The following is a 26,836-nucleotide window of genomic DNA, read 5'->3' as shown; positions in this document are numbered from 1 at the left end:
CTCATTGCAAAGCGTTGCTTCCGCTCAGCAGTTCGTGTGACTGACAGGTTCCATGTTCAGAAACTAGCAACTGAAGCGCTGCAGGAGATGCGCATTAAATACCGCTGGGAAGCCTTAGATGCAGAAAATGAGGCCATAGACCAGGCTAGGAAAGCAAAGAAACCCTTCCATGCAGAAGTACTCTCAAACGGTGATACATTAAAGCAATTACTAGCCCGGAGTCGATACGCATTGTACAGAAGACCTGAAGCCTGGTCTGCAAGTCAGAAAGAACGAGCTGATCTACTCTTTGAGAAGTATCCTAAACTTAAGCAAGCTTATAACTTAAGCCTGAACTTAAGCAATATCTTTGAGAAAACTACCGACAAACTTTACGGTCTGGCAAGACTCGCCAAATGGCATGAGGCAGTAAGACAATCGGGCTTTAAGTCCTTTAACACGATTTCAAGATCCATTCAGTATCATTATCAAACCATCCTGAACTACTTTGATAGTCGATCTACGAATGCTTCAGCCGAGTCATTCAACGCCAAAATAAAGGCATTCAGAAGCCAGTTTAGAGGAGTAAGAAGTACTGAGTTCTTCTTGTATCGCCTTACCCAACTTTATGCTTAACAACAACCTTACTCCACAACTTTTAGACTTGATCCAGGATAAGGTTGTCGATAAACTCCATACGATGCTGGTACCAGGCCTTGAATTCTATCAGGTCAATATGTAAGTTCGAATTCATGGTTTGCCATTTGACCTATTAACACCAAGTTAGCAATTTAGTTTCACGGTTTCTTTCACACCTTCAGCTAAAAGACGCAGCCATTTGGCAACAAGTTGTAAAGCTTCACATCCAGGCGATGCCGAGGTGATGTTGTTCATCCAATTCCCGATTTTCTGCACGCTTTTAGGCAAAAATCACAATTTCGGCAACAATTGATTACGAGAGGTAATATTCAGGCAGTCAGCGATTATTTTAGTAGTAGAAACCAATGTAAATCTATGAATAGAAAGAATATTTATGTTGCGATTTTAGCTGTAGTCGCAACTGTGACTGCAAGCTGTTCTAAGGACGAAATCATCACTGAAAAAGCTGATCAAGTAGCTCAAACATCATCGTTATTTCAGTACCAGGATCTTATTTTGCCTGAGAATACTGAAGCGCCCGCAGGTATAGACGCTACCGGTGGATTAAATTACCCAACCGCACCGCACCTGCAATTTCCCAACGGACCAGATGAAGAACTTCCATATTACCCCTTTGAGGTTGTAAAAAGCCCAACGGCTTCTTATCTGACTGAAACGTGTTTGTTTGACGTTTCTAAACTAGAGAACAACAAGACTTATCATAAGTTGCAAAACGGAAGTCTAAGAATAGGCTTCTTTTCCGCCGGTTTTGAGGAACTTAGAATGCTTAAATTGGCCTCCTCAAGTCCAAGTGGCTGGAATGCCCAATGGGGATTTCCGCCAGCAGTGGAAAACGAAAAACCGGATGTATTCTATGCCCACCTCTGGAACTTTCAGTCCATGATTATCTACTTATCAAAGCCGTGTACAGAGTTTGGCTTCGAAATCGCGCCTAATAACAAGATCGGAACCCACCGGTTTTATGTTGATTATGGGGATTGGCTGAATGACGATACCAAAGGCAGTGTAAGCGTTGAAACTCATAGCCCTTCAGGCGCAAGTCTGGTAGCAGTTAAGGCTTCAAAACCGTTCAGACTAATTAGAATCCTCAGTACCGGTAGTCCTACACTCCCCGTAGCTGATGGTTTGGCAATCGCGAACATTCGATACCGCTTGGCCGGTAAGTAGCAGGAGCAGGCTAAAAGCGCTCTAATCCGAAGTTACATACTGCCGCAAACGCTCCAGGTTCTGAATGGCGCTACCCATCGTGTTATTAAAATAGACATATACGGTCTTGCCTTCTTCAAGCCAGTCTTTAATGTAAGAAGCGTATTCCGCAAGAAATGCTTCGTCGTAACTGCCGCGGTAATTTCCCCCAGGGCCATGAAATCTGAGGTAGATGAAATCCTTGGCCGATTCGGTAAGCGCAGTACCTTCCTGAAGCTTATCATGCAGCACCAGGCCCATGTCAAAAGCATCCAGCATATCATAGGTGTCTGTCTGATACCAGCTCTGATGACGGAATTCTACAGCCACTTTCCAGGCTTGTTCCGGATCTGCCTGGCGGACTTGCAACAGCAACTGTTCCAGTTCCCGTAGGTGTATCGGTTTAATACTCCCGGGAAATTGTATCAGCAAACTACCTTTTTTATCTCCTGCCGCCGCGATACGTTCAAAAAAATGATGGATATGCTCAGACTGAAATGCCAGCCCTTTGCTATGGGTGATCTCTCTCCAGAGCTTAAAAGTGAACTTGAAGTTTTCAGGGGTATCTGCAGCCCATTTAGCCACGGTAGATGCCATAGGAACTTTATAAAAGGAGCTGTTATTTTCTATGCTGTTAAACAACGAACCATAGTAACAAAGACGGCTTTTGGATTTAAATTCCTCAGGATAGTATTCCTTATTCGGCACGGGTAGCAATAAGCCGCTTGTGCCAGTATAAAAATTTGCTTCATTCATGCTTGTCCATAAACAGCTAGCACACCAAAAAGTTGTGTTTTACAAGGGCGTATTGAGCTAGGGGCTTGATTAAACAGACTCATTCTCCAAATACTATCCAATAAGCGGCTTCAACAATCAACACCGAGGTTACCGGTTAACCTCCAGCTTACGATGTCTATGTGCGTAACTAAACGTTGCTAGGCTCATCTTTATCGTCTGTAGCCTCGATCCGCTGCACCTCTTTAATGACGAGCTTATCAATGGTGAGTGTACCAATTCTAAGGTCTTTGACTATGGCCCTTTTCACAATTAATCCGGCGATTGCGACTGCGCCAATCGCAACCGCACCTATGGCAAATGCGCCCAATGCGGAAGCTCCAATTGCCGTCGCGCCAACCGCCGATGCACCAATGGCCTTTGCGCCGGTTGCTACGGCGCCTTCCGCTTTTGCGCCAGTAAGTTTACTTAATGAACTACTCAATAATTTCATGTCAAATCAGTTTGTATCAGAAAAGCAAAAATGACACCAAAGCAGGCTTGAGCCAGAAACCCGCCACATGCTTGAAGGCTTCCATGGAAGGCCATAACAATCAAAGACTAAATGCAAATAAAATGCAGGTGAAACGCACCTGTGATGTGCCTTTGATGTGCGTTTCATGTGGGTCTGATGTGGGTTTGATGTGCGTTTGATCCGAAGCTGTCTTAATTTAGTATAGCTATACCTGTTTATCTGTTAATACTGAACTGCTTATACACCTGGAATTCTTATTCCTTGTCTGCCTATACACTAACAGCAATTTTCCAGTTTTTTCTCAAAAACATCTTACTTTCGAAGGCACTTCGTCAAAATTTTGATGCCAGAGGTTTATAAATCTGTGCTTCAAACCCTTATATTGCAATTGTAAAGCATTATTCCGTTAAATAACCAAATATATGTATGGGGATAAAAAAGCTCATGTTCTTCTTGTTAATCAGTGGCCATGCTGCCATCGCTCAACACAGTGATGCCGCACAGCATGCATCTGCCAAATATGAGACCATTCTAGACTCAACTTCTTTCGGCAGCGCCAAAGCTTTTGAACAGCATTGGAATAACTTCTATCCCTGGGGAACCGATCATAACGGTTCCGCCAGGATGTATAAAAAGCAAATCATTTTGAAAGACGGCGTCCTGGAACTTAAAGCAACCAGGCTGCGTAAAAACGAAGGTAAAAGCAAGCTTGATCCCTATCTGCCGATCAACTACCACGCTGGGGCGGTGCATGCCAAACATCAAATCGCCATCACTAAGGCGTATCCGGAGTACATTGTTTCCGGTGAGTTTAAAGCGCCGATTGCCGCAGGGACATGGCCAGCATTTTGGTTAACTGCGGTTAATGGCTGGCCACCAGAAACCGACATCCTGGAGTTTAAAGGTGATCAGGTGAACTGGCAGAATACTTTCATAACGCCCAAAGACGTCACCACCATCAAAAAAAGCATTCCCGACGCTGATCAGCAATGGCATTCCTATGCGGCTGTGCTACAGCGTTTAGATGAAGAAAAGACGTTGATCACCTACTATATTGATGGTGAAAAGATGGGCTCGCACGACAGCAATTTTACAAACAAGCCGCTTTGGCTTATCGTTAACTTACAAATGGAAGGATCTTCCGGGCCAAATGGGCCGGAACAGGAAACGAGTTATTACGCCAGAAAAATCACGGTCAAACGTGTAAAAGCAGCACAATAGCGCCGGTGCCAATACTGAAAACCATATCAATTTAGAATTAAAACCTACCTGGAATTTATATATGCGGATGAAAATGAAGTACCTGTTCATGCTCCTTGCGGCTGCTAATCTGATCTCTTGTGCAGATCCTAAAAAAGAGGAGAAAGCTGATAATCTCGACCAGAAAGTTGAGGCCGGCCTTAAACTTGGGGCGATCCAGTATGCATATCTAGGCAGTAGAACGCCAAGCGGCCGTTATCCAAAGACCTACCATGAAAAAACGGACTCCCTGGAAACCAGTGATTCTGGCTGGTGGTGCAGCGGTTTTTACCCGGGTACATTGTTATATCTTGATGAAGCAGCCCCTAACCCGGAACTCAAACAACAGGCTAATGTGGCGCTCGGCGGGCTGGAGAATGAGCAGTTTAATAAGTCCACGCATGACCTGGGATTTATGATGTTCTGTAGCTTCGGTAATGCGAACCGTCTGGAACCAAAACCTGAGTACGACACCATCCTGTTAAACAGCGCAAAATCCTTGTCGACACGCTATAACGCTAAAGCTAAGAGCATCCAATCCTGGGACAGTGCACCATGGAACAAGGCAGGAGCCAATGAGATGCCGGTGATCATAGACAATATGATGAACCTGGAGTTGCTGTTTTGGGCTACCAAATTTAGTGGGGACAGCAGTTTTTATAAGATTGCCGTTGACCATGCGAACACAACCATGAAGAACCATTTCCGGAAGGATTACAGCTCTTTCCATGTGGTCATCTACGACAAAAACAGCGGCGCGGTAGTTAAACAGATTACCAATCAGGGTGCTGCAGACAGCTCTGCCTGGGCGCGAGGCCAGGCATGGGGACTATATGGCTATGTGGTGATGTATCGTGAAACTAAAGACAAAAAGTATCTCCAGCAGGCACAACATATTGCCGATTTCCTGCTCAACCATCCCAACTTGCCGGAAGATAAAATTCCTTACTGGGATTTCAATGCACCCAATATCCCGAATGCCTTGCACGATTCCTCGGCCGCTGCCATCATTGCCTCGGCATTATTTGAACTGAGTACACTTGCTTCGGATGCAAAGGCTGCAGGTTATCGAAAAGACGCAGAATTTATGTTGAACAACTTACTTACGCCTCATTATCTGGCCTCACCGAAAACCAACGGTGGTTTCCTTTTGATGCATGGTGTTGGCAACATGCCGAATCAGACAGAAGTGGATACGCCTTTGAGTTATGGTGATTATTACCTTGTGGAAGCCATGTTGCGGTATAAAAAGATGCAGAACAGATGAATAAAGTAAAGCCAGGTATTTTGTTGTTTAGCATGTTTGCCACCCTGCTGTTTTCGTGTAAAACCATAAAGCAGCAGGCGCAGGTCAGGGTGACGAATACACTTGATTTTCCAAGAAGAGAAATCACTTCCATTAAGAAAGAACAACTCCCTGCTAACCTGAGAAACAGAGGCGAGCAGGATATCCGGGTTAAAGACAAACGTTCCGGTAAACTTCTGCCGCTGCAGTGGGTAGATAACGATCAGAATGGCACCGCCGACGAGCTGTTGTTTCCTTCGGAACTTAATGCCAGATCAAGTTCTAAATACATCATTTTTTTAGGCGCTGAACTTCCGGTTCCGGTTAGCAAAAGCAGCACCTATTCCCGTTTTGTGCCGGAACGTACCGACGATTATACCTGGGAGAACGATAAGGTTGCTTTCCGCGTTTATGGACCAGATGCGCAACAGCGAACAGAACAAAAACGGGAGAATGGTACACTTTCCAGCGGGGTAGATCTCTGGCTGAAAAGAACCGACCAGCCCATCATCAATAAATGGTACAAAGGCTACCTTAGTGATCCTTCCTTTTACCATACCGACCGAGGAGAAGGTTATGACCCCTACCACGTAGGTGCAAGCAGAGGCGTTGGTGGCTCGGGGATCTGGTTGGACGATAGTCTGCATGTTTCCAAGAACTACATCAGCTACAAAACCATAGCCGTCGGGCCCTTGCGAACTGTATTTGAACTGGTTTATGCGCCATGGAGCAAGTATGGTCTTCGGGAAACCAAAAGAATCTCGCTCGACCTGGGCAGCAACTTCTCGAAGTTTGAAGTCATGCTCCAGGCGGATCAGCAAATACCAAATTACACGCTCGGCATAACCTTGCACAAGAACGAAGGTGAGGCACAGCTGAATGAGCAGGCAGGTTATTTCCGGCATCAGGAGCTGATCGATGGCGTTTTTCTCGGGGAGGGCATTGTCCTTGATCCCGCAATCATCGAGCGCGCATTTGCACATCAATCTAAAACACCGGATCAAAGTAATCTCTTGATTGTAACCCGTCCGGCTAAGCAGATCACCTATTATGCAGGTTTCGCCTGGGAGAAAAGTGGCCAGGTACGTTCCGGCGCCGACTGGGACGAGATGCTGAGCAAACAGGCGCAAATTGTTGCACATCCTTTAGTTGTTACCATTAAATAAATCCTTACAACCTTCAATCGAAGCTTATGACCAAATCAGAAATCCGGTATGCACATCATCCATCAGACGTAAAAAACTATACTACAGAAGCACTGCGTGCGCATTTCCTGATCCCGACCTTGTTCGAATATGATACCATAAATCTGGTTTATACCATGTACGACAGGTTAATTGTAGGTGGCGTGCTTCCGGTGAGTAAGTTTTTGAATCTGGAGAGCATTGATGAACTGAAAGCTACGAACTTCCTGGACCGGAGGGAGCTGGGGATCATCAACGTGGGTGGAGCGGGAACGGTGAGGGTAGATGGAACCGGTTATGAACTGGCAAAAAAAGAGGCACTCTATGTTGGAAGGGGCGCAAAGGAAGTGGTCTTTGAGCGTTCAGGTGAGGAACAACCTTATTTCTACATCAATTCGGCACCTGCACATCATGCTTATCCTACAAAGAAAATTGGGAAGGCAGACGCTGAAGTGATCCAATTGGGTGATCAGCAATATGCGAACCGGCGTACATTGAACAAACTTATAGTGAACAGCATTGTCGAAACTTGTCAGCTGCAGATGGGTTTAACTGAACTACATCCAGGTAATGTCTGGAATACCATGCCTGCGCATACACACAATCGCCGGATGGAAGCATATTTCTATTTTGATCTGGAAGCGGGACAGACCATCAGTCATTTCATGGGTCAGCCGGATGAAACCAGACACCTGTTCCTGCAGAACCATCAGGCCATAATTTCGCCCGAATGGTCAATACATTCGGGCGTAGGTACAAGTAATTACAGTTTTATCTGGGGCATGGCCGGAGAAAATCTCGACTATGGCGATATGGATGGTGTTAGTCCGGCTGAGCTGCGGTAAACTGTTTGATCATATCGTCCAGAACAGCCTTCCCTAAGCCTACACGATTCGCATATTCCAGGCAAAGCGCATACTCCTTGTCGTGGATCTCACCGTCTTGTGTCATCATCTGCACCAGGGTTTGCAGCTCCAGGGTCTTCTGCAGGCCGTCTTCGGGAATAACGAAAGTTAAAACTCCGAGGTTATCTGCCATTGGCATAACCTGATCTGAAGTAAGACCAAGGCGGTTTCCGATCGACAATAGGAGCTCGCTCTCGTCTTTTTCCAGGACCCTGTCTGCTGCGGCGATTAACACCAGGTTTTGATAGAAGGCAAGCTTCTTTTGTGGTGTATTCAGCACCTCTTCTAATGATTTTATATTTTGCATAGGAATGTTCGTTGATGTAAGGCCTGGGTATCAAATTCCTTACCATAAAAGCTTTTTCTGGTGTTTGCAAGGCGGGCTTAAGCGGCGGAGAGCGCATAGGAGGGGCTATATTTCATTAAATACAACACAGTTGTGTAAAAGTTACACTTAGGTCTCTTACCTGTAACCGGTGTAGGTTGCTGGTGTGTAAGGTGTTGTAAATGAGTGTGCAAGATGAGAATTGTAATTCTTGTAAATAGCCTGCGCATGTGGTGCCACTTTCAAAAAAATAAGGTTAATAAATTTTTAATTATATATTTGCAAGCGTTGCTGGATCTTGCAATGATGTGCTTATTAATGCATTAAGGCGTTCCATCAGAATACATTGAACAAGCCTTGCTAGAATGGCAAAAAAGGCAATTAAATTTAAAAGACAACCCGAATGCTAAATTTTGTTCTCTTTGGCCCACCGGGTGCAGGTAAAGGCACCCAATCAGAAAAATTGATCGAAAAATATCAATTGATTCACATCTCCACAGGCGATCTTTTCAGATCACACATCAAAAATCAAACGGCTTTAGGACAAAAGGTAAGCGCATTGATCGCAGAAGGTCAGCTGGTTCCAGATGGCATCACCATTGACATGCTGGAAGAAGAAGTGAACAAAACTCCGGACGCTAAAGGTTTTATTTTCGATGGTTTTCCGCGTACCATTCCACAAGCGGTTGCTTTGGATGAGTTTCTGGCGAAAAAAGGTACTTCAATTGCAGCAGTAATTGCCCTTGATGTGGATCAGGAGGAGCTTAAGAAGCGGGTTGCACAACGTCAGAAGGAATCTGGCAGGGTAGATGACCAGGCGGATAAGATTCAAAAACGTATCGAAGAGTATTTCACCAAGATCGTTCATGTACTGCCTTATTACGACGAGCAGAAAAAACTAACAAAAATCAATGGTATTGGCAGCATCGAAGGTATCTTCAATGAAATCAGTGCGGTTGTAGATCAATACTAATAACAAAATACCTTTAAATAGCGGGATAGATTTAATTCGTCCCGCTATTTGCATTTCTTATCTTTGCGCAAATATGCATTAGCGCATGTTGTTACGGCTTTTATTCAAAAGCCATCATTTCCATTAAATATCAAAAAATATGTCACAGGGTTCCAATTTCGTAGATTATGTAAAAATATGCTGCCGTTCAGGTAAAGGTGGACCGGGCTCGGCACATTTGCACCGCGATAAGATGACCTCCACAGGAGGGCCTGATGGTGGTGATGGTGGCCGCGGCGGACACATTATCCTGAAAGGAAATCCACAGTTCTGGACCTTGTTACACTTAAAATACCGTAAGCACATCATCGCTGAAGATGGTATGAGCGGATCCAGCTCAACTTCTACCGGTAAATCTGGTAAAGATGAGGTGCTTGAAGTGCCTCTGGGCACCATTGCCAAAGATGCTGAAACTGGTGAAGTGCTTTTCGAGATCACCACAGAAGGGGAGACCAAGATCCTTACCCCTGGTGGACGAGGGGGACTGGGGAACTGGCACTTTAAGTCTTCAACGCTGCAGACGCCACGTTTTGCACAGCCAGGTGAAGCCGGCACTGAACGTTGGGTGGTGCTGGAACTGAAAGTTCTTGCAGATGTCGGTTTGGTAGGTTTTCCAAATGCGGGTAAGTCGACCTTATTATCCGTAGTGTCTGCGGCGAAGCCGGAGATCGCGGACTATGCGTTTACCACATTGGTTCCAAACCTGGGCATTGTCTCTTATCGTGGGGATAAGTCCTTCGTGATGGCAGATATTCCTGGAATTATTGAAGGGGCTTCTAAAGGTAAAGGTTTGGGATACCGCTTCCTGCGTCACATTGAGCGAAACTCCGTGTTGTTGTTCATGGTGCCTGCCGATACAAATAGAAGCATCACAGAAGAATATGAAATCCTGAAAAGGGAACTTAAGGCGTATAATCCGGAGTTGATGCAAAAGCCGCATATCCTTGCAGTGACAAAATCTGACATGCTTGACGAGGAGTTGATGAATGAAATGAAAGCGGATTTACCAGCAAACATTCCATCCATTTTCATCTCTTCTGTAGCACAAAAGGGGCTTACAGAACTGAAAGATATGCTCTGGAGAGCCATTGAAGGTTAATCTAGCTGATCTAGCGCCTCAAGGATAATTCTACACACCTTCCTGATCTCAGCGTCTGTAATTACTAAAGGCGGTGCGATGCGCATCGCCGTTTCACAGTGCAGGAACCAGTCGATCACCACACCTTCATGACCGCATAGCTGACTAACTTTCTCAACCTGCTGAAAGCTGTCGAGCTGCATGCCCAACATCAATCCCATACCCCGGATTTCTTTGATCTTCGGATGTACCAGTAGTTCCCGGAACAACGCTTCTTTCTCGAATACGGTGGCGACCAGTTGCTCTTCCAGGATCACTTCTAAATTGGCAAGCCCTGCTGCGCAGGATACCGGATGACCACCAAAGGTAGTAATATGGCCAAGGATTGGATTTTCCGCAAGCACGCTCATCACCTTTTTATCTGCGATAAATGCACCGATCGGCATACCGCCGCCTAATGCTTTGGCAACAAGCAGCACATCAGGCACGATGCCGTAATGCTCGAAAGCAAAGAGCTTTCCGGTACGTCCAAATGCCGCCTGTATCTCATCTAAGATGAGCAATGCACCCATTTCATCGCAGCGCTGACGAAGCTTTTGCATATACGCCAGATCGGCAACACGAATACCTGCTTCGCCCTGTAAGGTTTCCATGATCACACAGGCGGTCTCTTCCGTGATTTGCTCCAGGTCTGCTTCGTTATTGAAGTTTATGAAGCTTACATCAGGTAATAAAGGGCGGTATTTCTGTTTAAATTCTTCATTACCCATAACGCTCAAAGCGCCGTGCGTACTACCGTGGTAAGCGTTTTTGCAGGAGATGATCTTAGTCCTGCCGGTATAACGTTTCGCTAGTTTTAAGGCGCCTTCGGTAGCTTCCGCACCGGAGTTTACAAAATACACGTTGTTCAGGCTGGAAGGTAGTACAGAAACGAGCTTCTCCGCAAATTTAACCATCGGTGTTTGCACGTACTCGCCATACACGGTTAGGTGCAGGTATTTGTTGAGCTGCGCCTGAATGGCCTCGAGTACACGTGGATGGCGGTGCCCGATATTACTTACCGCAAAGCCTGACACCAGGTCGATGTAAGCTTTGCCATTGAAATCATACAGGTAAATGCCCTCGGCACGCTCTATTTCAAGCATTTTGGGCGTGGTAGAGGTTTGTGCGGTATTTAGTAAAAAGAGCTGTTTGTTACTGATCATGGGTATGGAATAGGCCTACAAAATTAGGAAACTATTTAAACTATGGTTTGTTATCCGCATAGATTAAACTTTGCCTAATGTCAAAATTCAATGAACTCATAAAATCCGAGAAACCTGTACTGGTTGATTTTTCTGCGGAATGGTGCGGCCCATGCAAGATGATGGCACCAATACTACAGCAATTGAAGGGAATGATCGGCGACAGCGCAACCATATTGAAGGTGGATGTGGACCGCAACCCGGACGTATCCAACCTGTACCGTATTCAGGGTGTGCCTACATTGATCCTGTTTAAGAACGGGGAAATTAAATGGCGGCAGTCTGGTGTTGTACAGGCCAGCCAGCTGAAGTCTGTCATTGACGCTGCACTTTGATATTGCTGCTATTTCTGGAACAGAATATCTATGTGGGTCGACAGAGGAAGCTTAACCAGCCTGTAAAACCTCAGGTAAGTGGAGTAATTAATTTGTTTGGATTGCTTGTTTCTGCCTGTCAAGATCTCTTAACCGGTTTTCCTTCTTGGCAAGCTCAGCTTGAGCATCAGCGAGTTTCTTTTGTGCATCTTCAAGCTTTTGGTTTGCCTCTTTCGCATCCTCTGCGTCATCCTGTGCATCGTCAGCTTTGGATTCTGCTTTTCGGATTTGCTTTAGATTGCCACTGGTGGCTGTAGATGCCTGTCTTCTGCTCTCTTCGAGTGATTCCCTTGATTTCGCTTCCGCCTTTTGCGCTTTAGCCTCGAGAACAGGAATATCGCTTCGTAACTTGTTGATGTCACCTTGAAGGTTAACAACCTCACGCAAGAGCACCCGGTATTCCTTGTTCAGGTTTACGGTATCTGCGGCCGTAGTGTACGTTTTTGGGGAGCAACTGTAAAAGAATGCACTCAGGAATAGTGCGACAGGTAATAGGTAGATGATTTTCTTCATACCCCTATAAACCAATAACCATGCCTTTTTGATTGAAAGGCATGGTTATAATGGCGTTACATATTTCTGCGGTACTGTCCGCCGACCTCATAAAGGGCATGTGAGATCTGGCCGAGCGAGCAGTATTTACATACCTCCATCAACGCTTCGAAGATGTTCTTTCCCGCAATGGCGCTAAGTTGTAGTTCACGAAGAAGTGTTGCAGCCTGATCCGCATTGCGCGCCTGGAAGTTTTCCAATGCGGCAATCTGGAACTGCTTTTCCGATTCTGTAGCACGGATAACTTCTGCGGGTACAATGGTCGGTGAGCCATTCTTGTTCAGAAAGGTATTTACGCCCACAATAGGGTAGTCGCCATTGTGTTTCAATGTTTCATAATGCAGGCTTTCTTCCTGGATCTTACCACGTTGATACATGGTTTCCATCGCGCCAAGCACGCCACCACGGTCGTTGATCCGCTTGAATTCCATCAACACGGCTTCTTCAACAAGGTCTGTTAATTCCTCGATGATGAATGCACCTTGTAATGGATTCTCGTTTTTAGCCAGGCCAAGCTCCCGGTTGATGATCAGCTGGATGGCCATCGCTCTTCTTACAGATTCTTCGGTAGGGGTGGTGATGGCTTCATCATAGGCATTGGTATGCAGCGAATTACAGTTGTCATAAATAGCATACAAAGCTTGTAGCGTCGTACGGATATCGTTAAAATCAATTTCCTGCGCATGCAGCGACCGCCCTGAGGTTTGAATGTGGTACTTTAACTTCTGTGAGCGGTCATTACCCTTGTATTTGTTTTTGATGGCTTTAGCCCAGATCCTTCTTGCTACCCGGCCAATCACCGCATATTCCGGATCGGTGCCATTAGAGAAGAAGAAGGATAGGTTTGGAGCAAAATCATCGATATGCATGCCACGGCTCAGGTAATATTCCACGAAGGTAAAACCGTTGCTCAGGGTAAAGGCAAGCTGTGAGATCGGGTTTGCGCCTGCCTCGGCGATGTGGTAACCAGAGATGGAGACGGAATAGAAATTACGCACCTGCTCATCGATGAAGTACTTTTGAATATCGCCCATCATCCTTAAAGCGAATTCGGTAGAAAAGATGCAGGTGTTCTGCGCCTGATCTTCTTTCAGAATATCCGCCTGTACCGTACCGCGTACAGTGCTGATGGCGTAAGCCTTAATCTTCGCATATACATCTGCAGGCAACACCTGATCACCGGTTACACCAAGGAGCATCAGTCCAAGTCCGTCATTACCTTTAGGCAGTTCACCCTGGTAAACCGGGCGTTGCATGTTTTTGGCTGCATAGATCTCCTTGATTTTGGCTTCAACTTCTGCTTCCAGGCCATTTTCTTTGATGTATTTTTCGCATTGCTGATCAATTGCGGCATTCATGAAGAAGCCGAGCAACATTGGTGCAGGCCCATTGATGGTCATGGATACTGATGTAGAGGCCTTACAAAGGTCGAAACCGGAGTAGAGCTTCTTCGCATCATCAAGCGTCGCGATACTTACGCCCGAGTTACCGATCTTGCCGTAGATATCCGGGCGGATATGCGGATCTTCCCCGTACAAGGTAACCGAGTCGAAGGCTGTGGACAAGCGGTGTGCAGGTTGACCTAAAGACACGTAGTGGAAGCGCTTATTGGTTCGCTCCGGACCACCTTCACCGGCAAACATACGCGTTGGGTCTTCACCTTCACGTTTCAGCGGGAACACGCCAGCTGCATAAGGGAATGCACCGGGTACATTCTCGGTAAGTAACCAGCGCAGAATATCTCCCCAGTCATTGTACCTTGGTAAGGAAACCTTCGGTACTTTGATGTTTGAAAGCGAGGTGTAAAACAGCGGCTGTTTGATCTCTTTATCACGAACTTTGTAGATGAAGTCATCCTGCTTATACTGCAGCTGCATCTCCGGCCATTCGCGAAGCAACCTTTTGCAGCTGCCATCAAGTTGTTCTTCCAGGTGGTTGTAGACGTCCTGTAGTCCCGCACTCAGATTGTCACTGCCTGCGGGCATGTCTTCGGCAGATAGATCCATTACCCCTTTTAACTGGTACAGTTTTCTGGCGATGTTGCTCTGCTGTTGTACCCATTCATTGTATGCGGCACTGGCTTCGGCAATCTCCGCCAGGTAACGGGTACGGTCTGGTGGGATGATGTATATCTTCTCCGACTGTGCGGAGGTCGTCAGGTTCTGAGCTTCGTAATCTATTCCGGTAACGGATTTGATCTTCTCCATGAGTGCGCTGAACAGGTTGTTCATGCCTGGATCATTGTACTGCGAGGCCATCGTGCCAAACACCGGAATGCTTTCATCCGCTGCATCAAAGAGGTTGTGGTTACGTTTGTATTGCTTACGAACATCGCGCAAAGCATCCAAAGCGCCTCTTTTATCGAACTTGTTGATTGCGACTAAGTCTGCGAAGTCCAGCATGTCAATTTTTTCCAACTGCGTCGCCGCACCAAACTCCGGCGTCATCACATACAAGGACACATCGCAGTGTTCTGTGATCTCCGTATCTGACTGACCAATTCCGGAGGTTTCCACGATGATCAGGTCATAACCAGCAGCTTTACAGATATCAATGCTCTCCTGAACATTTCTGGAAAGCGCCAGGTTGGCCTGCCGGGTTGCAAGAGAACGCATGTACACGCGTGGGTTATTAATCGCATTCATGCGAATCCGGTCGCCCAGCAATGCGCCGCCAGTCTTTCTCTTGGAAGGGTCGACAGAGATGATGGCGATGGTTTTATCTTTTACTTCCAGCAGGAATCTTCTCACCAGCTCATCTACCAGCGATGATTTACCGGAGCCACCCGTACCGGTAATGCCCAACACAGGTGCTTGTTTAGCTGCACTTAGTTTTTTAAGTTCATCCACGAAGGCTTGTGTGGCTTCAGGATCATTCTCCGCAACGGTAATTGCTGTGGCGATGCTTTTCACATCTTTGCTTTGTATGCCCTGCAGTTCGTTAGAGATCGTTTTTGCAGTGACAAAGTCCGTTTCCTGGAGCATGTGGTTGATCATGCCCTGCAGGCCCATTTTACGGCCATCATCTGGAGAATAAATCTTGGTAATTCCATATTGCTCCAGTTCAGCAATCTCCTGGGGCAGGATCACACCGCCGCCGCCGCCAAAGATCTTGATGTGTGTGGCACCGCGTTCCTGCAATAGATCATACATGTATTTGAAGTATTCAAGGTGTCCACCCTGGTAGGAGGTCATGGCAATACCCTGGACATCTTCCTGGATGGCGCAGTTAACAACTTCATCTACGGAGCGGTTGTGACCAAGGTGGATCACTTCGGCTCCAGAGGACTGCAGTATGCGGCGCATGATGTTGATCGTCGCATCGTGCCCGTCGAATAAAGCAGCTGCAGTTACAAAGCGTATCTTATTTTGTGGTTTATAAATTTGAGTTTGTTCCATAAAGGAGATTTATATTTGGCCAGTAAAGTTAATAAAAAAATAAAGCCGCAGATTCTGCGGCTTTATGCTTGATGCGATATTTACCTTATCGTTTTCTGAAGAGACTAATTGTCTGTAAGTTCAGTAATTGCCTGCCCCACCGTGCCATTTGGCATTTGAATTTGCAGCATTGCTGCAATGGTAGGTGCAATATCCGTCATATGATGAGGTTTGTTTGTCTTGCCGGGTTTAACCTTCCAACCCATGAATACAGCCGGGATATGTGCATCATATGGATTCCAAGAGCCGTGTGTGGTTCCGGTGCTTCCACCGTCAAACCAGTTAGGGTTTAAAATGAAGTAGATGTCGCCGCTGCGGCGTGCATTGTAGCCATTTGCGATACGCTCTTTAAGTAGCGCCGGCAAAGTGGCTTCACTCAGTTCAGTGATATCAACGGCGTTTAAAATACCTGTTTGTTGCTTAAGGAACTTGATGGTGGTTCTCTTCATATCTTCAAAGTCCAGCTCAGCTTTCTCAATTTCGGGTTTGTTGAAGATTACCTGATTGTTCATCACAGTCAAAACACTCTTCTGAATTTTGAACTCCTGTTCCAATACTTTATTCAGGCCTGCAGCCAATTGCCGGTTACTAACCACGCCAGCTGGTAACTTGTTTGCTTCCATGAATTTAGGAACGTGCGCTGCGCCATGATCGGCAGAAAGGAAGAAAAGGTAATTTCCTTTACCCAGCGTTTTATCCAGGTAATTGAAAAAAGCTTCTAAGTCCTTGTCCAACCGCAGGTAGGTATCTTCCGCTTCGATTGAGTTTGGTCCAAACTGGTGGCCAACATAATCTGTTGAGGAACAGCTCACTGCAAGGAAGTCTGTGTTGCCTGCCTGACCCAGCTTCTCATGTTCAATTGCCAGCTTTGCCATATCCAGGGTCATCGTATTACCGAAAGGTGTACTTCTTACCAGGTCGTAGTTTTTATTTATGGCGTCTGTTAGCTTGTGCGGGAAGGCAGAATTGGTTTCCCCTTTATAGCGGCCCTCAAAGGCATTATCATCTGAAGTACTCTGGGTATAGCTCTCTATCGGGTATAAAGTCTCCCAGTTTTTTTCGTAGAACCTGTTCTGGTGTTTCGCATTGTTATAGGCTTCTACCCAGGCAGGCAACTGCTGCATATAGTAGGTGCTGGTGATGAAATTTCCATTGGAGCCATCGTACCAGTAGGCTGCATTTGCCGAATGGCCAGCCGGTAGGATGGAACCACGATCTTTCATCGAGATACCAATAACTTTACTTTTGAAATTGGTCGCCAGCCTGAGTTCATCCGCGATGGTGGTAGTCAGCATGTTCTTTGGCGACATCTCACCAGCATTTGAAGTAGTACCTACAGATTTTACAGACTTATCTTCTGCGCAATAAACATCACGTTGTAGTTCCGGGTCGTACCAGTTATTTCCGATGATGCCGTTAATTGCAGGCACAGATCCGGTGTAGATGGAGGCATGTCCACATGCAGTATAGGTGGGTAGATAAGGGATCATGGTGTTTTCGGCAGAGAAACCTTCGTTTACCAGTCTCTTGAATCCGCCCTTGGTATAACGGTCATAATACCTGTAGAGATAATCCCAGCGCATTTGATCTACGACTAGTCCGACAACTAACTTCGGTCTTTCAATTACCGTACTGCCCGTTTTCTTTCCTGTGGCACTAGCATGCTTCTTCTGCGCATACACTGCTGGATTAAGCAATAGCAGCGCGGTTAATATCAGGTATACCTTTCTCATCATATCTAAATTAGGATGCCTAAAGGTATAAACTATGCAGACCTAATAACAGATATGGAATGTAAAGAATTTATAAAACTTCGGCGATTACAAAGGTGCTTCCACCAACAAATACAAGATCATCGACTGCTGCATGCTGTTTTGCCGCGCTCAAAGCCTCGGTTACGGTTTGGAACGCGCTGCCATGCAGCCCATGTGCCTGCGCCTGTTCCTGTAAAGAAGCGACAGGAAGTGCACGCTCCAGTTTCGGTTGGCTGAAATAATAGCTTGCTTCTTTTGGAAGTAGCCCAAGGATTTTGGAGATGTCTTTATCTTTTACCATGCCGATCACGAAATGTAACCGCGCGTGTGGTGTCGCCTGAATATTCTTCAGCACCTCGGTGATTCCGGCAACATTATGCCCCGTATCACAGATCACCCGTGGATTAAAACTCAAAGTCTGCCACCTGCCTTGCAAGCCTGTAAGCTTTTTTACCTGGCACAAAGCATCATAAACATGCTTAGGTTCAATGTTAAAGCCCCGGGCATTCAGCTGGTCTACGGCAGCGAGCACCGCCGGGATGTTGTATTGCTGGTAACTTCCATTCAGATCCAACTCAAGATCTTTATACTGAAGTTTCCCGTTTTTCTGAACGGAAAATACAAGTTTATTGTCTTTGCTGCGCAGGTCCTCAACCTGGTATTCGCGTGATGCAAACTGCAGGCTTGTACCCACTTCAGCAGCTTTATCGACAAATACAGCCCTGGTTTCCGCCGCTTCTTCACCCACAATCGCGGGCACACCAGCTTTAATGATCCCTGCCTTTTCAAAGGCGATCTTCGGAAGGGTATCGCCAAGGATGTTGATGTGATCAAGACTGATATTGGTAATAAGCGATAGTTCCGGCTGAATAATATTCGTGGAGTCGAGCCTGCCACCCAAACCCACCTCAACTACCGCAACATCAACCTCTTCAATCGCGAAGTAAGAAAATGCCATGGCCACAGTAACTTCAAAGAATGATGGCTGCACGCGTTCAATCACCTTCATTTGCTGTTTTACAAAGGCGGTGACGAAAGCTTTCGGCGCCATCTTCCCATTGATGCGGATACGCTCACGGAAATCTTTAAGGTGAGGGGAGGTGTATAAGCCGGTCTTGTAGCCGGCTTTTTGTAGTATTGCAGCAAGCATGTGTGAGGTCGAACCTTTGCCGTTCGTACCAGCAACATGTATGCTTTTGAAAGTATCCTGAGGGTTCCCCAGACTTTCACAAAGTGCAAGGGTATTGGTTAAATCTTTTTTAAGCGCTGCCTCTCCAATCCTGGTAAACATCGGAAGTTTACTGTATAGGAAATCCAGTGTCTCTGAGTAGTTCATGAAATTATTAATGATGAAGCAAAAAGCCTATTTCACCTTGAAGTTAAATATCACCACGCCCACCTGAACGTCCGGTGCATTTTCACTTTGATTAAGGCGTGCACCCATTACCGCTTCTTTACACTTCTGCCAAAGCTCACGGTCGTTCAAGGTGGTGCCTTTCACTCCCGGAACAGCGTTGATAACAATACCTTCACGGTTAATGGAAATCCGTACAGCGATTTTGCCGGTCTTCTGACCATCATCCTGTGGCGTTACCAGGTTGGTAAAACGTCTTAATGCAATTGGCGTATCGCCGAAGCCTGAACCACCTTCGCCGTAGTTGTTGGATAGTGGGTCGCCATTGATGCTTCCCTGATTACCCGGCGTACTACCAGTACCATCACCTTTGCCGGTTCCGGTGCTCTTCTTGCCTTTGTATAAGGCATTCTGGTTGATGGTCGGCGTGGCAGGCTTTTCTTCAGCAGCAGCTGTGGGCGCTTGTGTGCTGGTTGATTTTTTGGTATTTACCGCAACTGCTTCTTCCGTAGATTGTGTCTGGATGTCTTTAGCACTGGATTCCACCACACTCTTGGTTGGCTCTTGTGGTACCGGAACAACCTTATCCGGGAGTTCATTATTTGCATCAGGATCAGCCGAAGGCTCTTCAAGGCTCGTATAGTCCGTACCCATACCTTCAACAGAGGTACCGTAGTTTACAACAATACCACCCATTCCAGCTTCCACCGGAGGCTCGAAGGTCCCTATCGCTATGAAATAGCTTAATACCAGGAAAAGCGCCATAATCCCGGTAGAGATGGCCAGCGCTTTTGGGTAATTATTTTCTTCCTCGTGGTAAATCATTATTTCTTAGGTTCTACAGCTAAAACAACTTTCAGCTTTAATTGATTTGCAACATCAAAAACCTGCATGGTGTTCTCAATAGAAACACCTCGTGCTACATATAAAACGATGGTTAAGTCTGGCGAAGCCTGTTGGTAGCTTTCTACTGCGGCCTGTAAACCCTCCAGGTTAACCTGCTTCTTCTCCACAAAATACTCCAGGTTCTCACTGATCGACACCGTTATGGTCTTTTGTGCGTTCGACTGCTGGCCCGACTCCGATCTTGGCAGCAGCAGTTTCACCACTTGCGGGTTAACCACCGCCGAAGCAAGCAGGAAGAACAACAGCAAGAAGAACATGATGTCATTCAGCGCAGAAGTATGAACTTCAACCGTGGCTTTATTTCTCTTACGTAAATTCATTATTTACCTGGCTCTTCTAATAAGTCAATAAACTCGATGGAATCAGTTTCCATACGCAGGATAATACGTTCCACCATCATGTTCAGGATGTGATACAACACGTAAGCTACGATACCGATCACCAAACCGCTGGCTGAAGTGATCATCTTAACGTATAAACCGCCTGAAATGGTACCAATCTCAATAGCTCCTTTGATGGAAACATCATGGAAGATCTGGATTACCCCGATGATCGTTCCAACGAATCCAAGCATCGGCGCAATACCAGCAACGATACCAAGGATGTTGATGTTCTTCTCCATTTTGGAAACCTCAAGTTTACCCACGTTCTCAATTGCACCTTCAATCTCTTTAATCGGACGACCGATTCTTCTTAGCCCTTTTTCAAGCATTCTGCTTAAAGGAGAACGATTATTTCTGCATACTGTTATGGCGTGATCTAACTTTCCTTCATGGATATACTGTTTGATCTGCAGCATCAGGTTCGCTTCACTTTTGGAAGCATTTCTGATGGTGATGTAACGTTCAATAAAAATTACCAATCCTAAAAATGCAAGCAATGCAAGTGGGATCATTACCCATCCACCCTGAAATAGCAGGTCAATGAAATGTATCTCCTGAGGCGGTGTTGCAACCACCTGATTGGTCAGGCTTGTGGTATCAGTTAGTTGTGTTGCTGTGTCTACGGTACCTTGTAGCAATGTGATCATATTATTGTGGTTTGTTTTTGTAAATGTATAAGCCTTTAATTTTCAATTTTTCACCCAATCTATCGCGTGCCTCTTTAGCGCTTTGCTCGTCCTTTAACGTGGCGATACTCATTTTTAGTCTCTTACCAGGTGCGTTATGAACCACTTTAGCTTTGATTCCGCTCCTTTTCATAGTCTCGATAAACCAGCTCGCTTCCTTTTCATTCAAAACGGAAGCGCCAATAACTTCATAGGTAACCACGGTATCTGCAGCAGCCTTGGCTACCGGTTGAACCGTTTTCAGGCTATCAACTGAAGGCGCTTTTTCCATTTTCAAGCGCGCTGCAGCAAGGCTGTCGGCCTGTGCCGTGGAGTCTACGATGCTCTGATCCCTTGCAATACGCGCCAGGCTGTCAGCCCTAAGCTTTTCCACCGTAGCGGTCGGAACAGTAGGTTCTTCCGTAAAAGAGCTGGATATTCTTGGATACAGGTAATAGGCGGCAACGCTGAGCAACAAAATCGCCAGCAAAATCACCGCAACCTTGGTAAGCAAGGAGCCGCTTTCAGCAGGTGGTTCTTCTTTAATGGTATAGTTGATGCGGTTCTCAATGATCGGGCGCCTGATTTCGTTCAGGATCTCTTCATTGGTTTCCTTGCCTGGATTTTCCTCTTCCAGTAAATTCTCCGTAACGATCGCTTCCTGTTTGGTCATCGGTTCTGCAACAGGTTCCTGCGCTTGTTCCTTTGCAGGTGCTTCTTCCTCCACAACCGTGCTTACTGGAATGGTTACCGGAATAACAGGCGTAACCGGAATAACAGTAACAGCTTCTTCAGGTTGTTTAACCTCTGGCTCCTGCGTTACAGGCTCCTGAGCCACTGGTTCCTGCGCTACAGGCTCTTCAATTTTTGGCAAACCGAAGAACTCGCGGCCTGGTTTAAAGTCTGCATGCTGTTCCAGTACGGTTTGTCCGTTCACCTGGCGAAGCACCCCGATAGGTCCAAAGTCCGCATAACCCTGATCGGCCAGCTGCTGGCTCAGCAGTATGGCAAACCGGCTGATTGCATCTGCTGCAACCTCCCGGCTTACGTTTTCTTTGGCCACCAGCTCGTTGATTAACAAACTGGAGTCACTGATTTCCTTTTTAAAAGCTGTAGTAGATCCGGGAGGCAGAAAAGAGCGGCTAACGCTGTCGTATCTGCCTGGAGATTTCTTTTTATAAATGGTTCCAAAGCCATCAATTCCGACTTCTTTATGAAACTGAATTAACTCAGCTACGTACTTTACTATCTCCATCGGGGTAAAAATAAATTATAATTCTATAGTAAGCAATTAATAAGCGAAATGCACTAGAATGAGTAGCTGATACCTCCAAATACGTTCAGACCAATGTTGTCATAGTACAAAAAGCGGCGGTTGTTTGAATTCATCAGGTTATTAACCTTCAGGAAAGCGCCAAATTGCTTATTGATCTTATAGTCGGCACCCAGACCAAGATCTACAAAACCTTTCATGGTTACGATGTTCTCAATGGAAGGATCAGGGACGGAATATGGAAGAACTGGCTGTGCGGTATAAACCTTAGCCTTGGTTTCTCCCTGCATATAAACGGCTGCGTTAAAGCTTAGCTGTTCATTGACGTTCAACAGCAAGTTAGAGCTTAAACGTGCCTGAGGCTTAAACCAGCTTTCACTTTCTGAAGCAGGTTTGTACTGTTCCATCGTTAAGCCACCGGTCCAACGCAAGGCATCGCTCACTTGTACGGTAATCTCACCGTTGATCCCGGTCAGCTTCATGTTGCCAAAATCGTAGATCACGTCAAATCTGTTTACTGCGCCAAAGTTGTTTACATACAATGGCATATCGGTGATCTTCTTGTGGTATGCTTTGATCTTGTAACCGAAACCAGGACCACCTGTTCCCTTAATCCCAGCAGTGATACTCATTTTCTCGATAGTATTCTGAATACGGATATCGCTGTTCAGGAAGGGGTTTTCATCGGTAAAAGCTTTCATGCTGTTACGGTTTACGTCACCTTTAAGTTCTCCAAAGATCTGCAGGTAATCTGGTACCAGCGTGAAATCTGCCGTAACCAAAGGGAAGATCCTGGTGGTAGAGAATTCGCCAAATTCCTGTACGAAGTTAATCCCCGCATTGATCTTAACGCCACTCGCCTGTAAACGGATGTATGGGTTTAAACGTAAAAGGTTGTTCGAAATCTTAGTCGTTATACTTTTGGTCGATCCAAAATCAAGTCCTGCGGCAAGCCCAAGATTGAAGCTTTGAATACGTTTATTCAGGTAACCATTAATGGTGATCGCATTTTCCCTGGCATCATATTTATCACCCCAAAGGTAGCCATTGATTTTAGCGGCATAACTTAAAGCATTCTCATCCGTGCTGTAGCGATTTACCACTTCACCTTCTGCCTCGATAAAGTTAAAAGCCTGCTTTGCAGGATCAAGGTTGAAGTCCGGTTGCGATGGATCTTGTCCGTAAAAGCGAAGACCATTGCGCTGATAGTTTACACGGCCACTAAACGTTGCAAGGTCCGTGATACTTCTTCCAAATACGCTAAGTTCCTGCTGATTGAATTTCTGTCCTGGTAGTTTACCTTCCTGACCGAAATGCCTGAAGTAACCACCTGCCTGCAAAGCTTCATCCTTGCCGGTGTTAATGTACGCTTCCAGCAGGGTGGTGGTTGCATTACCAAAGCCGCCTTTTGCATAATTGTTGATGAGCTCCTCTTCGCGAGCGGCTGCAAGCTGTTGTGCCTGCAGTTTATTGATGTCGGAGTTTAACTCCAGCTTTTTATCCGTTAGTGAATAGTTGAACTTAGCTTTATAATCCACTACATCATTCAAATCCGGGCTTCTTCTAAGTTTAACAGCTTCCGCCAGGATTGGCTTATAAGGTCTTACAACTTCAATTTCCTCTGCTATGGTCTTATCGTCTGTTTTCTCGGTATTCTCCGTTTTCTTTACGTCCTGAGCTTGAGCAGCCAAGCCGGTAGAACCAACTAAAACAAGGGTTGTATATATAAATTTGTTGAATTTCATCTTCGCTGTGCTTATTTAATTTTTGCCAATTTCTCTTTTGCCGTAGGTACAATCTCATCGTCACCCTCATAGTTGTCGATCAAACTTAACAGGGTACTTTTTGCCTGCAGGTTGTCTTTCGTTGCCACATAGTTGTCGGCAAGTAAAAGGAAGGACTTTGCAACCCAGTAGTCGTACGATGGCATGTTGTTGATCAGGTCAAAGCAAGTCTTCAATGAAGTCTTGTAGTCACCTTTGGCATATTGAATCGCTGCCAGGTTGTATTTAGATTCTGCGGCAGCAATAGTCTTGGTTTTGGCTACCACGTTGCTGAATGCTTTTACAGCCGAAGTGGTATCCGCTTTTGCTAAATAAGCCTTTCCTGCATACAGGTCTGCACTGTTTTTCTCTTCTTCAGAAGACTTATCAGATTCTTTGATCAGCTGTACATATTTCACGATATCATCTGGCATGTTCAAAGCACTGTATGCTTTAAGCAGATTGTTGATGGCGTAGGTATAATGCGCTCTGTAATCTGCAGTTGTTTCCAGTCGTTTCAAATAAACGATTGCCTCGTTGTATTTTTTCTCTTTCAGGTACAACTCAGAAATACTAATTAAAGAACGCTCCGTGTAATCGCTGGTCCAGTCGTTCAGGATATATTCATAATCCGGAATAGCATCTGCACTTCTGCCGATCTTTACAAGGGACTCGGCGCGGATAAAGCGTCCTTCTTTATCGTGGATTGGTTTAGGGAACTTGTCGAAATAAGCATTTACCGCTTCAACAGTTCCTTGTGCATCACCTTTCAGGTATCTAACGTTTGCCGCCTGGAATGCGATGTTATCCTGTTCCGCAACGGTGTAATTTCCAATTGGTGTGGTCGCTGCATAGTCTATAAAACCCTGTGAATCACCTTTGTCGATATAGATGTTCTTGATTGATTCTAAGGATTGTTTTGCTTCTTCTGTACTGCCATATTCATTGATGACCTTCTTGAAAGTCTCCGCGGCAGCCTGATCCTGATTTTGGTTGTATTGAACCAATCCAATGGTCACCAATGCTCTTGGAATATAACTGCTGTTTGGATATTTGCTGATTAAAGCAGTTAAGTCGTTCTTGGATTTATCCAGCTCACCTTTGTTAAAATAGGTGTAAGCCATTTCGAATCCGGCATCATCTGCATAGTTCGACCCTGGAAACTGCGCAAGCAAACTCTGCATCGTTGCAATTTTAGCATCATCCTGGCCTTGTAAACCCTGGATCATACCACGCTGAAACAAGGCGTAATCTTCACCGGTGTTCTTTTCAGCAATGATACGGTTGTAGTTTGCCAATGCATTTTCATAGCTTTTACTTACAAAATAAGCATCAGCCAATCTGATCCTGGCATCATTCACCGTTTTCGGATCCTTATCATTACCATTCAGGAAACGTTCGAAGTAGGTCGCTGCTTTGCTGTATTTTTCATCTTCAAATGCCGCATAAGCAAGCGCGTAATTCGCATAGTTGTACACTTTGGTCTTGCTCGCTGCAGGCATCCCAAGGAACTTTTCAAAGTTTCTTACCGATTCACCGAACTTCCGAAGCTCATAACCCGCTTCAGCCATCCAGTATGCCGTTAAAGCGGTGATCTCCGGATCTTCATTAAAGTTCTGCGACCTTAAGAACATCGATAAGGCATTTGGAAATGCACGTTCGTTGTAAAACTCCAGACCTCTGAAATAGGTAACTTTCTGGTAAGCTTCCCTGGCTTCCTGTGTTTTGTTAGGAATAGGTTCCAGGATATCTATTGCAGCCTGATAGTTCTTGCTACTTAGCAGGATTTCACCAAGCAAGGTCTTAGCCTCATTGATGCGTCTTGATTTTGGAAACTGTTTCAGGAAGCTTTGGGTGGATTCCATCGCCTGAGAGTTAAAAGTCAGCTCATAACTCAACTTGGCATAATTTAGCCAGGCATCTTCCTGTACCACTTTGTCAAACTCCAGTCGCGAAGCCCTGAAGAAAGCACTTCTCGCTTTTTCTTTGTTGCCTTGTTCAATAAACAGCTGACCAAGGGTGTACATACCATTCTGCAGGTAAACATCATCTTTGGTAAGCTTCTCCAGCACCGAGATCGCTTCCTTGCTTTTCTTTAGTTTGTAAAGCGTGTAGCCATACTGATAGATGAACAAGTTGTTCTGAACGCCATTGGTATTTTTCGCATAGAAATCACGGAAGTAGATCTCTGCGTTCTTGTAGTCATTTTTAGCGAAATAGGATGCCGCGATTAAGCTGAGCATCTCTGTTTCATATTCCTGCTTGGTCGACTTCAAAATTGGAACTGCATAAGAAATTACATCATCATATCTTTCATCAAGATAATACATGGAGGTAATGTAGTATGGGTAACTGGACTCATACGTTGGCGAGCCTCTTAGTTTTTCAAAGTTGGCGAGTGCGGTTTTATATTCCTTATTCAGGTAGTTGATGTACGCGAAATAATAGGTCGCACTTTCCTGGAAAGGAGAATCCTCTTTCTTAACAGCTTCAAAAAGTGGCTCTGCACGTTCAATGTCGTTCAGCTGGAAGTAAGCGTATCCCTGTTTAAACTGGTACTCCAATCGCTGTTTCGCAGAAAGCGTTGAAGGATCGGTCTTCTCAAACCATTCCAATGCTTTTTGATATTCCTTCTGATCGAAATAAGACTTACCAACATGGAAGTAGGCAAGCTTCGTGTTCGGATTCAAAGGGTAGTCCTTAATGAAGTTCTGGAACAAGGCTTCTGCATCGCCATTGCCCAGCTCCAGGGCACAAACGGCAGCATAAAACTTGGCATTTTCACGAAGCAGGGAGAGCTCCGCATTGCTTTCCTGTTGGGTACCAGGTTTCTGCCTGATCTGTTCAACCAACCTGAATTGTTGGGCGGCAGCAACGTATTTCTCGTTATTAAGCAGCTCTAAGCCAGTCTGGTAATTTTTATTGAGGTTTACTATATTACTGATTTGCGCATATCCGGCGGAAAGGTTTCCAGCCAGTAATAGCGGAATAAAGAGGTATTTCTTCTGCATTGGGGTCAAATATGGTTGC

At 45.6% G+C, this 26,836-nt stretch carries 23 protein-coding genes; 9 read left to right on the top strand and 14 right to left on the bottom strand.

Features of this window, described 5'->3' with window-relative positions; translation table 11 throughout:
* Window positions 1-615 (top strand): ISAon1 family transposase (locus AC5WJX_RS15650; RefSeq protein ID WP_494485091.1); only part of this gene is annotated, 615 nt, incomplete at its 5' end.
* Between the two features lie 378 nt (window positions 616-993).
* Entirely contained in the window at window positions 994-1,806 is an 813-nt protein-coding gene (locus AC5WJX_RS15645) for a hypothetical protein (RefSeq protein WP_494485263.1), read from the top strand.
* Window positions 1,807-1,827: 21 nt separating this feature from the next.
* Here AC5WJX_RS15645 and AC5WJX_RS15640 read toward each other — a convergent pair whose 3' ends face one another.
* Both AC5WJX_RS15640 and AC5WJX_RS15635 read right to left on the bottom strand, forming a co-directional pair.
* Window positions 1,828-2,580 (bottom strand): DUF72 domain-containing protein, encoded by a 753-nt coding sequence (locus AC5WJX_RS15640; protein WP_494485262.1) that lies wholly within the window; start codon window positions 2,578-2,580, stop codon window positions 1,828-1,830.
* Window positions 2,581-2,749: 169 nt separating this feature from the next.
* Window positions 2,750-3,052: a hypothetical protein gene (locus tag AC5WJX_RS15635; RefSeq protein WP_494485261.1), complete on the bottom strand. Its 303-nt coding sequence runs from the start codon at window positions 3,050-3,052 to the stop codon at window positions 2,750-2,752.
* A 447-nt stretch (window positions 3,053-3,499) separates the two neighbouring features.
* Between AC5WJX_RS15635 and AC5WJX_RS15630 the strand changes: the two genes are divergently transcribed.
* From AC5WJX_RS15630 to kduI, 4 genes are all read left to right on the top strand, one after another.
* A complete protein-coding gene (locus AC5WJX_RS15630) occupies window positions 3,500-4,294 on the top strand; it encodes a glycoside hydrolase family 16 protein (protein ID WP_494485260.1) in 795 nt (264 codons plus the stop codon).
* A gap of 67 nt (window positions 4,295-4,361) precedes the next feature.
* On the top strand, window positions 4,362-5,579 hold the full coding sequence (locus AC5WJX_RS15625; protein WP_494485259.1) for a glucuronyl hydrolase: 1,218 nt from the start codon (window positions 4,362-4,364) through the stop codon (window positions 5,577-5,579).
* On the top strand, window positions 5,576-6,763 hold the full coding sequence (locus tag AC5WJX_RS15620; RefSeq protein ID WP_494485258.1) for a BT3233 family polysaccharide utilization protein: 1,188 nt from the start codon (window positions 5,576-5,578) through the stop codon (window positions 6,761-6,763). Before AC5WJX_RS15625 ends, AC5WJX_RS15620 begins: the two co-directional genes overlap by 4 nt.
* Window positions 6,764-6,789: 26 nt before the next feature.
* A complete protein-coding gene (kduI, locus tag AC5WJX_RS15615) occupies window positions 6,790-7,626 on the top strand; it encodes a 5-dehydro-4-deoxy-D-glucuronate isomerase (protein ID WP_494485257.1) in 837 nt (278 codons plus the stop codon).
* Here the strand turns inward: kduI and AC5WJX_RS15610 are convergent.
* Complete coding sequence (locus AC5WJX_RS15610) at window positions 7,604-7,993, bottom strand: hypothetical protein (protein WP_494485256.1); 390 nt, start codon at window positions 7,991-7,993, stop codon at window positions 7,604-7,606. The genes kduI and AC5WJX_RS15610 overlap by 23 nt on opposite strands.
* A 421-nt stretch (window positions 7,994-8,414) precedes the next feature.
* Between AC5WJX_RS15610 and AC5WJX_RS15605 the strand changes: the two genes are divergently transcribed.
* Both AC5WJX_RS15605 and obgE read left to right on the top strand, forming a co-directional pair.
* Window positions 8,415-8,984, top strand: a complete 570-nt coding sequence (locus AC5WJX_RS15605; RefSeq protein WP_440431116.1) for an adenylate kinase — start codon at window positions 8,415-8,417, stop codon at window positions 8,982-8,984.
* A gap of 139 nt (window positions 8,985-9,123) precedes the next feature.
* Window positions 9,124-10,122: a GTPase ObgE gene (gene obgE, locus AC5WJX_RS15600; RefSeq protein ID WP_494485255.1), complete on the top strand. Its 999-nt coding sequence runs from the start codon at window positions 9,124-9,126 to the stop codon at window positions 10,120-10,122.
* Here obgE and AC5WJX_RS15595 read toward each other — a convergent pair.
* Entirely contained in the window at window positions 10,119-11,306 is a 1,188-nt protein-coding gene (locus AC5WJX_RS15595) for an aspartate aminotransferase family protein (RefSeq protein ID WP_494485254.1), read from the bottom strand. The two genes, obgE and AC5WJX_RS15595, sit on opposite strands and share 4 nt — an antisense overlap.
* 77 nt (window positions 11,307-11,383) lie before the next feature.
* On the opposite strand from AC5WJX_RS15595, the gene trxA reads away from it, so the two are divergent.
* A complete protein-coding gene (gene trxA, locus AC5WJX_RS15590) occupies window positions 11,384-11,680 on the top strand; it encodes a thioredoxin (protein WP_440431111.1) in 297 nt (98 codons plus the stop codon).
* An 87-nt stretch (window positions 11,681-11,767) separates the two neighbouring features.
* On the opposite strand, the gene AC5WJX_RS15585 is transcribed toward trxA, so the two are convergent.
* The 10 genes from AC5WJX_RS15585 to AC5WJX_RS15540 all read right to left on the bottom strand — a co-directional run bounded on the left by AC5WJX_RS15585 (window position 11,768) and on the right by AC5WJX_RS15540 (window position 26,817).
* Window positions 11,768-12,232 carry a hypothetical protein gene (locus tag AC5WJX_RS15585; RefSeq protein WP_494485253.1) on the bottom strand — a complete coding sequence of 155 codons (465 nt, stop codon included), beginning with the start codon at window positions 12,230-12,232 and terminating at the stop codon, window positions 11,768-11,770.
* Window positions 12,233-12,288: 56 nt separating this feature from the next.
* Window positions 12,289-15,669 carry a methylmalonyl-CoA mutase family protein gene (locus AC5WJX_RS15580; protein ID WP_494485252.1) on the bottom strand — a complete coding sequence of 1,127 codons (3,381 nt, stop codon included), beginning with the start codon at window positions 15,667-15,669 and terminating at the stop codon, window positions 12,289-12,291.
* A gap of 104 nt (window positions 15,670-15,773) precedes the next feature.
* On the bottom strand, window positions 15,774-17,444 hold the full coding sequence (gene pafA, locus AC5WJX_RS15575) for an alkaline phosphatase PafA (RefSeq protein ID WP_494485251.1): 1,671 nt from the start codon (window positions 17,442-17,444) through the stop codon (window positions 15,774-15,776).
* 67 nt (window positions 17,445-17,511) lie between these two features.
* Window positions 17,512-18,798, bottom strand: coding sequence for a bifunctional folylpolyglutamate synthase/dihydrofolate synthase (locus AC5WJX_RS15570; RefSeq protein ID WP_494485250.1), 1,287 nt, complete (start codon window positions 18,796-18,798; stop codon window positions 17,512-17,514).
* A 27-nt stretch (window positions 18,799-18,825) separates the two neighbouring features.
* Window positions 18,826-19,641: an energy transducer TonB gene (locus AC5WJX_RS15565; RefSeq protein ID WP_494485249.1), complete on the bottom strand. Its 816-nt coding sequence runs from the start codon at window positions 19,639-19,641 to the stop codon at window positions 18,826-18,828.
* Window positions 19,641-20,042 carry an ExbD/TolR family protein gene (locus AC5WJX_RS15560; protein WP_440431100.1) on the bottom strand — a complete coding sequence of 134 codons (402 nt, stop codon included), beginning with the start codon at window positions 20,040-20,042 and terminating at the stop codon, window positions 19,641-19,643. Before AC5WJX_RS15560 ends, AC5WJX_RS15565 begins: the two co-directional genes overlap by 1 nt.
* Window positions 20,042-20,752, bottom strand: coding sequence for a MotA/TolQ/ExbB proton channel family protein (locus AC5WJX_RS15555; RefSeq protein ID WP_440431098.1), 711 nt, complete (start codon window positions 20,750-20,752; stop codon window positions 20,042-20,044). The genes AC5WJX_RS15560 and AC5WJX_RS15555 overlap by 1 nt, the downstream gene beginning before the upstream one ends.
* A 1-nt stretch (window position 20,753) precedes the next feature.
* The gene (locus tag AC5WJX_RS15550; RefSeq protein ID WP_494485248.1) at window positions 20,754-22,025 is read right to left on the bottom strand and encodes a hypothetical protein; all 1,272 of its coding nucleotides are present in this window, start codon (window positions 22,023-22,025) and stop codon (window positions 20,754-20,756) included.
* Window positions 22,026-22,078: 53 nt separating this feature from the next.
* Window positions 22,079-23,788: a porin family protein gene (locus tag AC5WJX_RS15545; RefSeq protein WP_494485247.1), complete on the bottom strand. Its 1,710-nt coding sequence runs from the start codon at window positions 23,786-23,788 to the stop codon at window positions 22,079-22,081.
* Window positions 23,789-23,799: 11 nt separating this feature from the next.
* Window positions 23,800-26,817 (bottom strand): tetratricopeptide repeat protein, encoded by a 3,018-nt coding sequence (locus AC5WJX_RS15540; RefSeq protein WP_494485246.1) that lies wholly within the window; start codon window positions 26,815-26,817, stop codon window positions 23,800-23,802.
* Between the last annotated feature and the right edge of the window lie 19 nt (window positions 26,818-26,836).

It is taken from the genome of Pedobacter sp. NEAU-ZC8, from assembly GCF_059278965.1.
This window is presented reverse-complemented; position numbering and strand designations above follow the sequence as displayed.

What these genes read in the sequence shown, in the direction of transcription:
- AC5WJX_RS15640 (WP_494485262.1), bottom strand. Translation starts at nt 2,580, where the DNA reads ATGAATGAAGCAAATTTTTATACTGGCACAAGCGGCTTATTGCTACCC.
- AC5WJX_RS15625 (WP_494485259.1), top strand. Translation starts at nt 4,362, where the DNA reads ATGAAAATGAAGTACCTGTTCATGCTCCTTGCGGCTGCTAATCTGATC.
- AC5WJX_RS15635 (WP_494485261.1), bottom strand. Translation starts at nt 3,052, where the DNA reads ATGAAATTATTGAGTAGTTCATTAAGTAAACTTACTGGCGCAAAAGCG.
- AC5WJX_RS15620 (WP_494485258.1), top strand. Translation starts at nt 5,576, where the DNA reads ATGAATAAAGTAAAGCCAGGTATTTTGTTGTTTAGCATGTTTGCCACC.
- kduI (WP_494485257.1), top strand. Translation starts at nt 6,790, where the DNA reads ATGACCAAATCAGAAATCCGGTATGCACATCATCCATCAGACGTAAAA.
- AC5WJX_RS15565 (WP_494485249.1), bottom strand. Translation starts at nt 19,641, where the DNA reads ATGATTTACCACGAGGAAGAAAATAATTACCCAAAAGCGCTGGCCATC.
- AC5WJX_RS15595 (WP_494485254.1), bottom strand. Translation starts at nt 11,306, where the DNA reads ATGATCAGTAACAAACAGCTCTTTTTACTAAATACCGCACAAACCTCT.
- AC5WJX_RS15560 (WP_440431100.1), bottom strand. Translation starts at nt 20,042, where the DNA reads ATGAATTTACGTAAGAGAAATAAAGCCACGGTTGAAGTTCATACTTCT.
- AC5WJX_RS15585 (WP_494485253.1), bottom strand. Translation starts at nt 12,232, where the DNA reads ATGAAGAAAATCATCTACCTATTACCTGTCGCACTATTCCTGAGTGCA.
- obgE (WP_494485255.1), top strand. Translation starts at nt 9,124, where the DNA reads ATGTCACAGGGTTCCAATTTCGTAGATTATGTAAAAATATGCTGCCGT.
- AC5WJX_RS15605 (WP_440431116.1), top strand. Translation starts at nt 8,415, where the DNA reads ATGCTAAATTTTGTTCTCTTTGGCCCACCGGGTGCAGGTAAAGGCACC.
- AC5WJX_RS15550 (WP_494485248.1), bottom strand. Translation starts at nt 22,025, where the DNA reads ATGGAGATAGTAAAGTACGTAGCTGAGTTAATTCAGTTTCATAAAGAA.
- AC5WJX_RS15540 (WP_494485246.1), bottom strand. Translation starts at nt 26,817, where the DNA reads ATGCAGAAGAAATACCTCTTTATTCCGCTATTACTGGCTGGAAACCTT.
- AC5WJX_RS15545 (WP_494485247.1), bottom strand. Translation starts at nt 23,788, where the DNA reads ATGAAATTCAACAAATTTATATATACAACCCTTGTTTTAGTTGGTTCT.
- AC5WJX_RS15630 (WP_494485260.1), top strand. Translation starts at nt 3,500, where the DNA reads ATGGGGATAAAAAAGCTCATGTTCTTCTTGTTAATCAGTGGCCATGCT.
- AC5WJX_RS15570 (WP_494485250.1), bottom strand. Translation starts at nt 18,798, where the DNA reads ATGAACTACTCAGAGACACTGGATTTCCTATACAGTAAACTTCCGATG.
- AC5WJX_RS15610 (WP_494485256.1), bottom strand. Translation starts at nt 7,993, where the DNA reads ATGCAAAATATAAAATCATTAGAAGAGGTGCTGAATACACCACAAAAG.
- AC5WJX_RS15580 (WP_494485252.1), bottom strand. Translation starts at nt 15,669, where the DNA reads ATGGAACAAACTCAAATTTATAAACCACAAAATAAGATACGCTTTGTA.
- pafA (WP_494485251.1), bottom strand. Translation starts at nt 17,444, where the DNA reads ATGATGAGAAAGGTATACCTGATATTAACCGCGCTGCTATTGCTTAAT.
- AC5WJX_RS15555 (WP_440431098.1), bottom strand. Translation starts at nt 20,752, where the DNA reads ATGATCACATTGCTACAAGGTACCGTAGACACAGCAACACAACTAACT.
- AC5WJX_RS15645 (WP_494485263.1), top strand. Translation starts at nt 994, where the DNA reads ATGAATAGAAAGAATATTTATGTTGCGATTTTAGCTGTAGTCGCAACT.
- trxA (WP_440431111.1), top strand. Translation starts at nt 11,384, where the DNA reads ATGTCAAAATTCAATGAACTCATAAAATCCGAGAAACCTGTACTGGTT.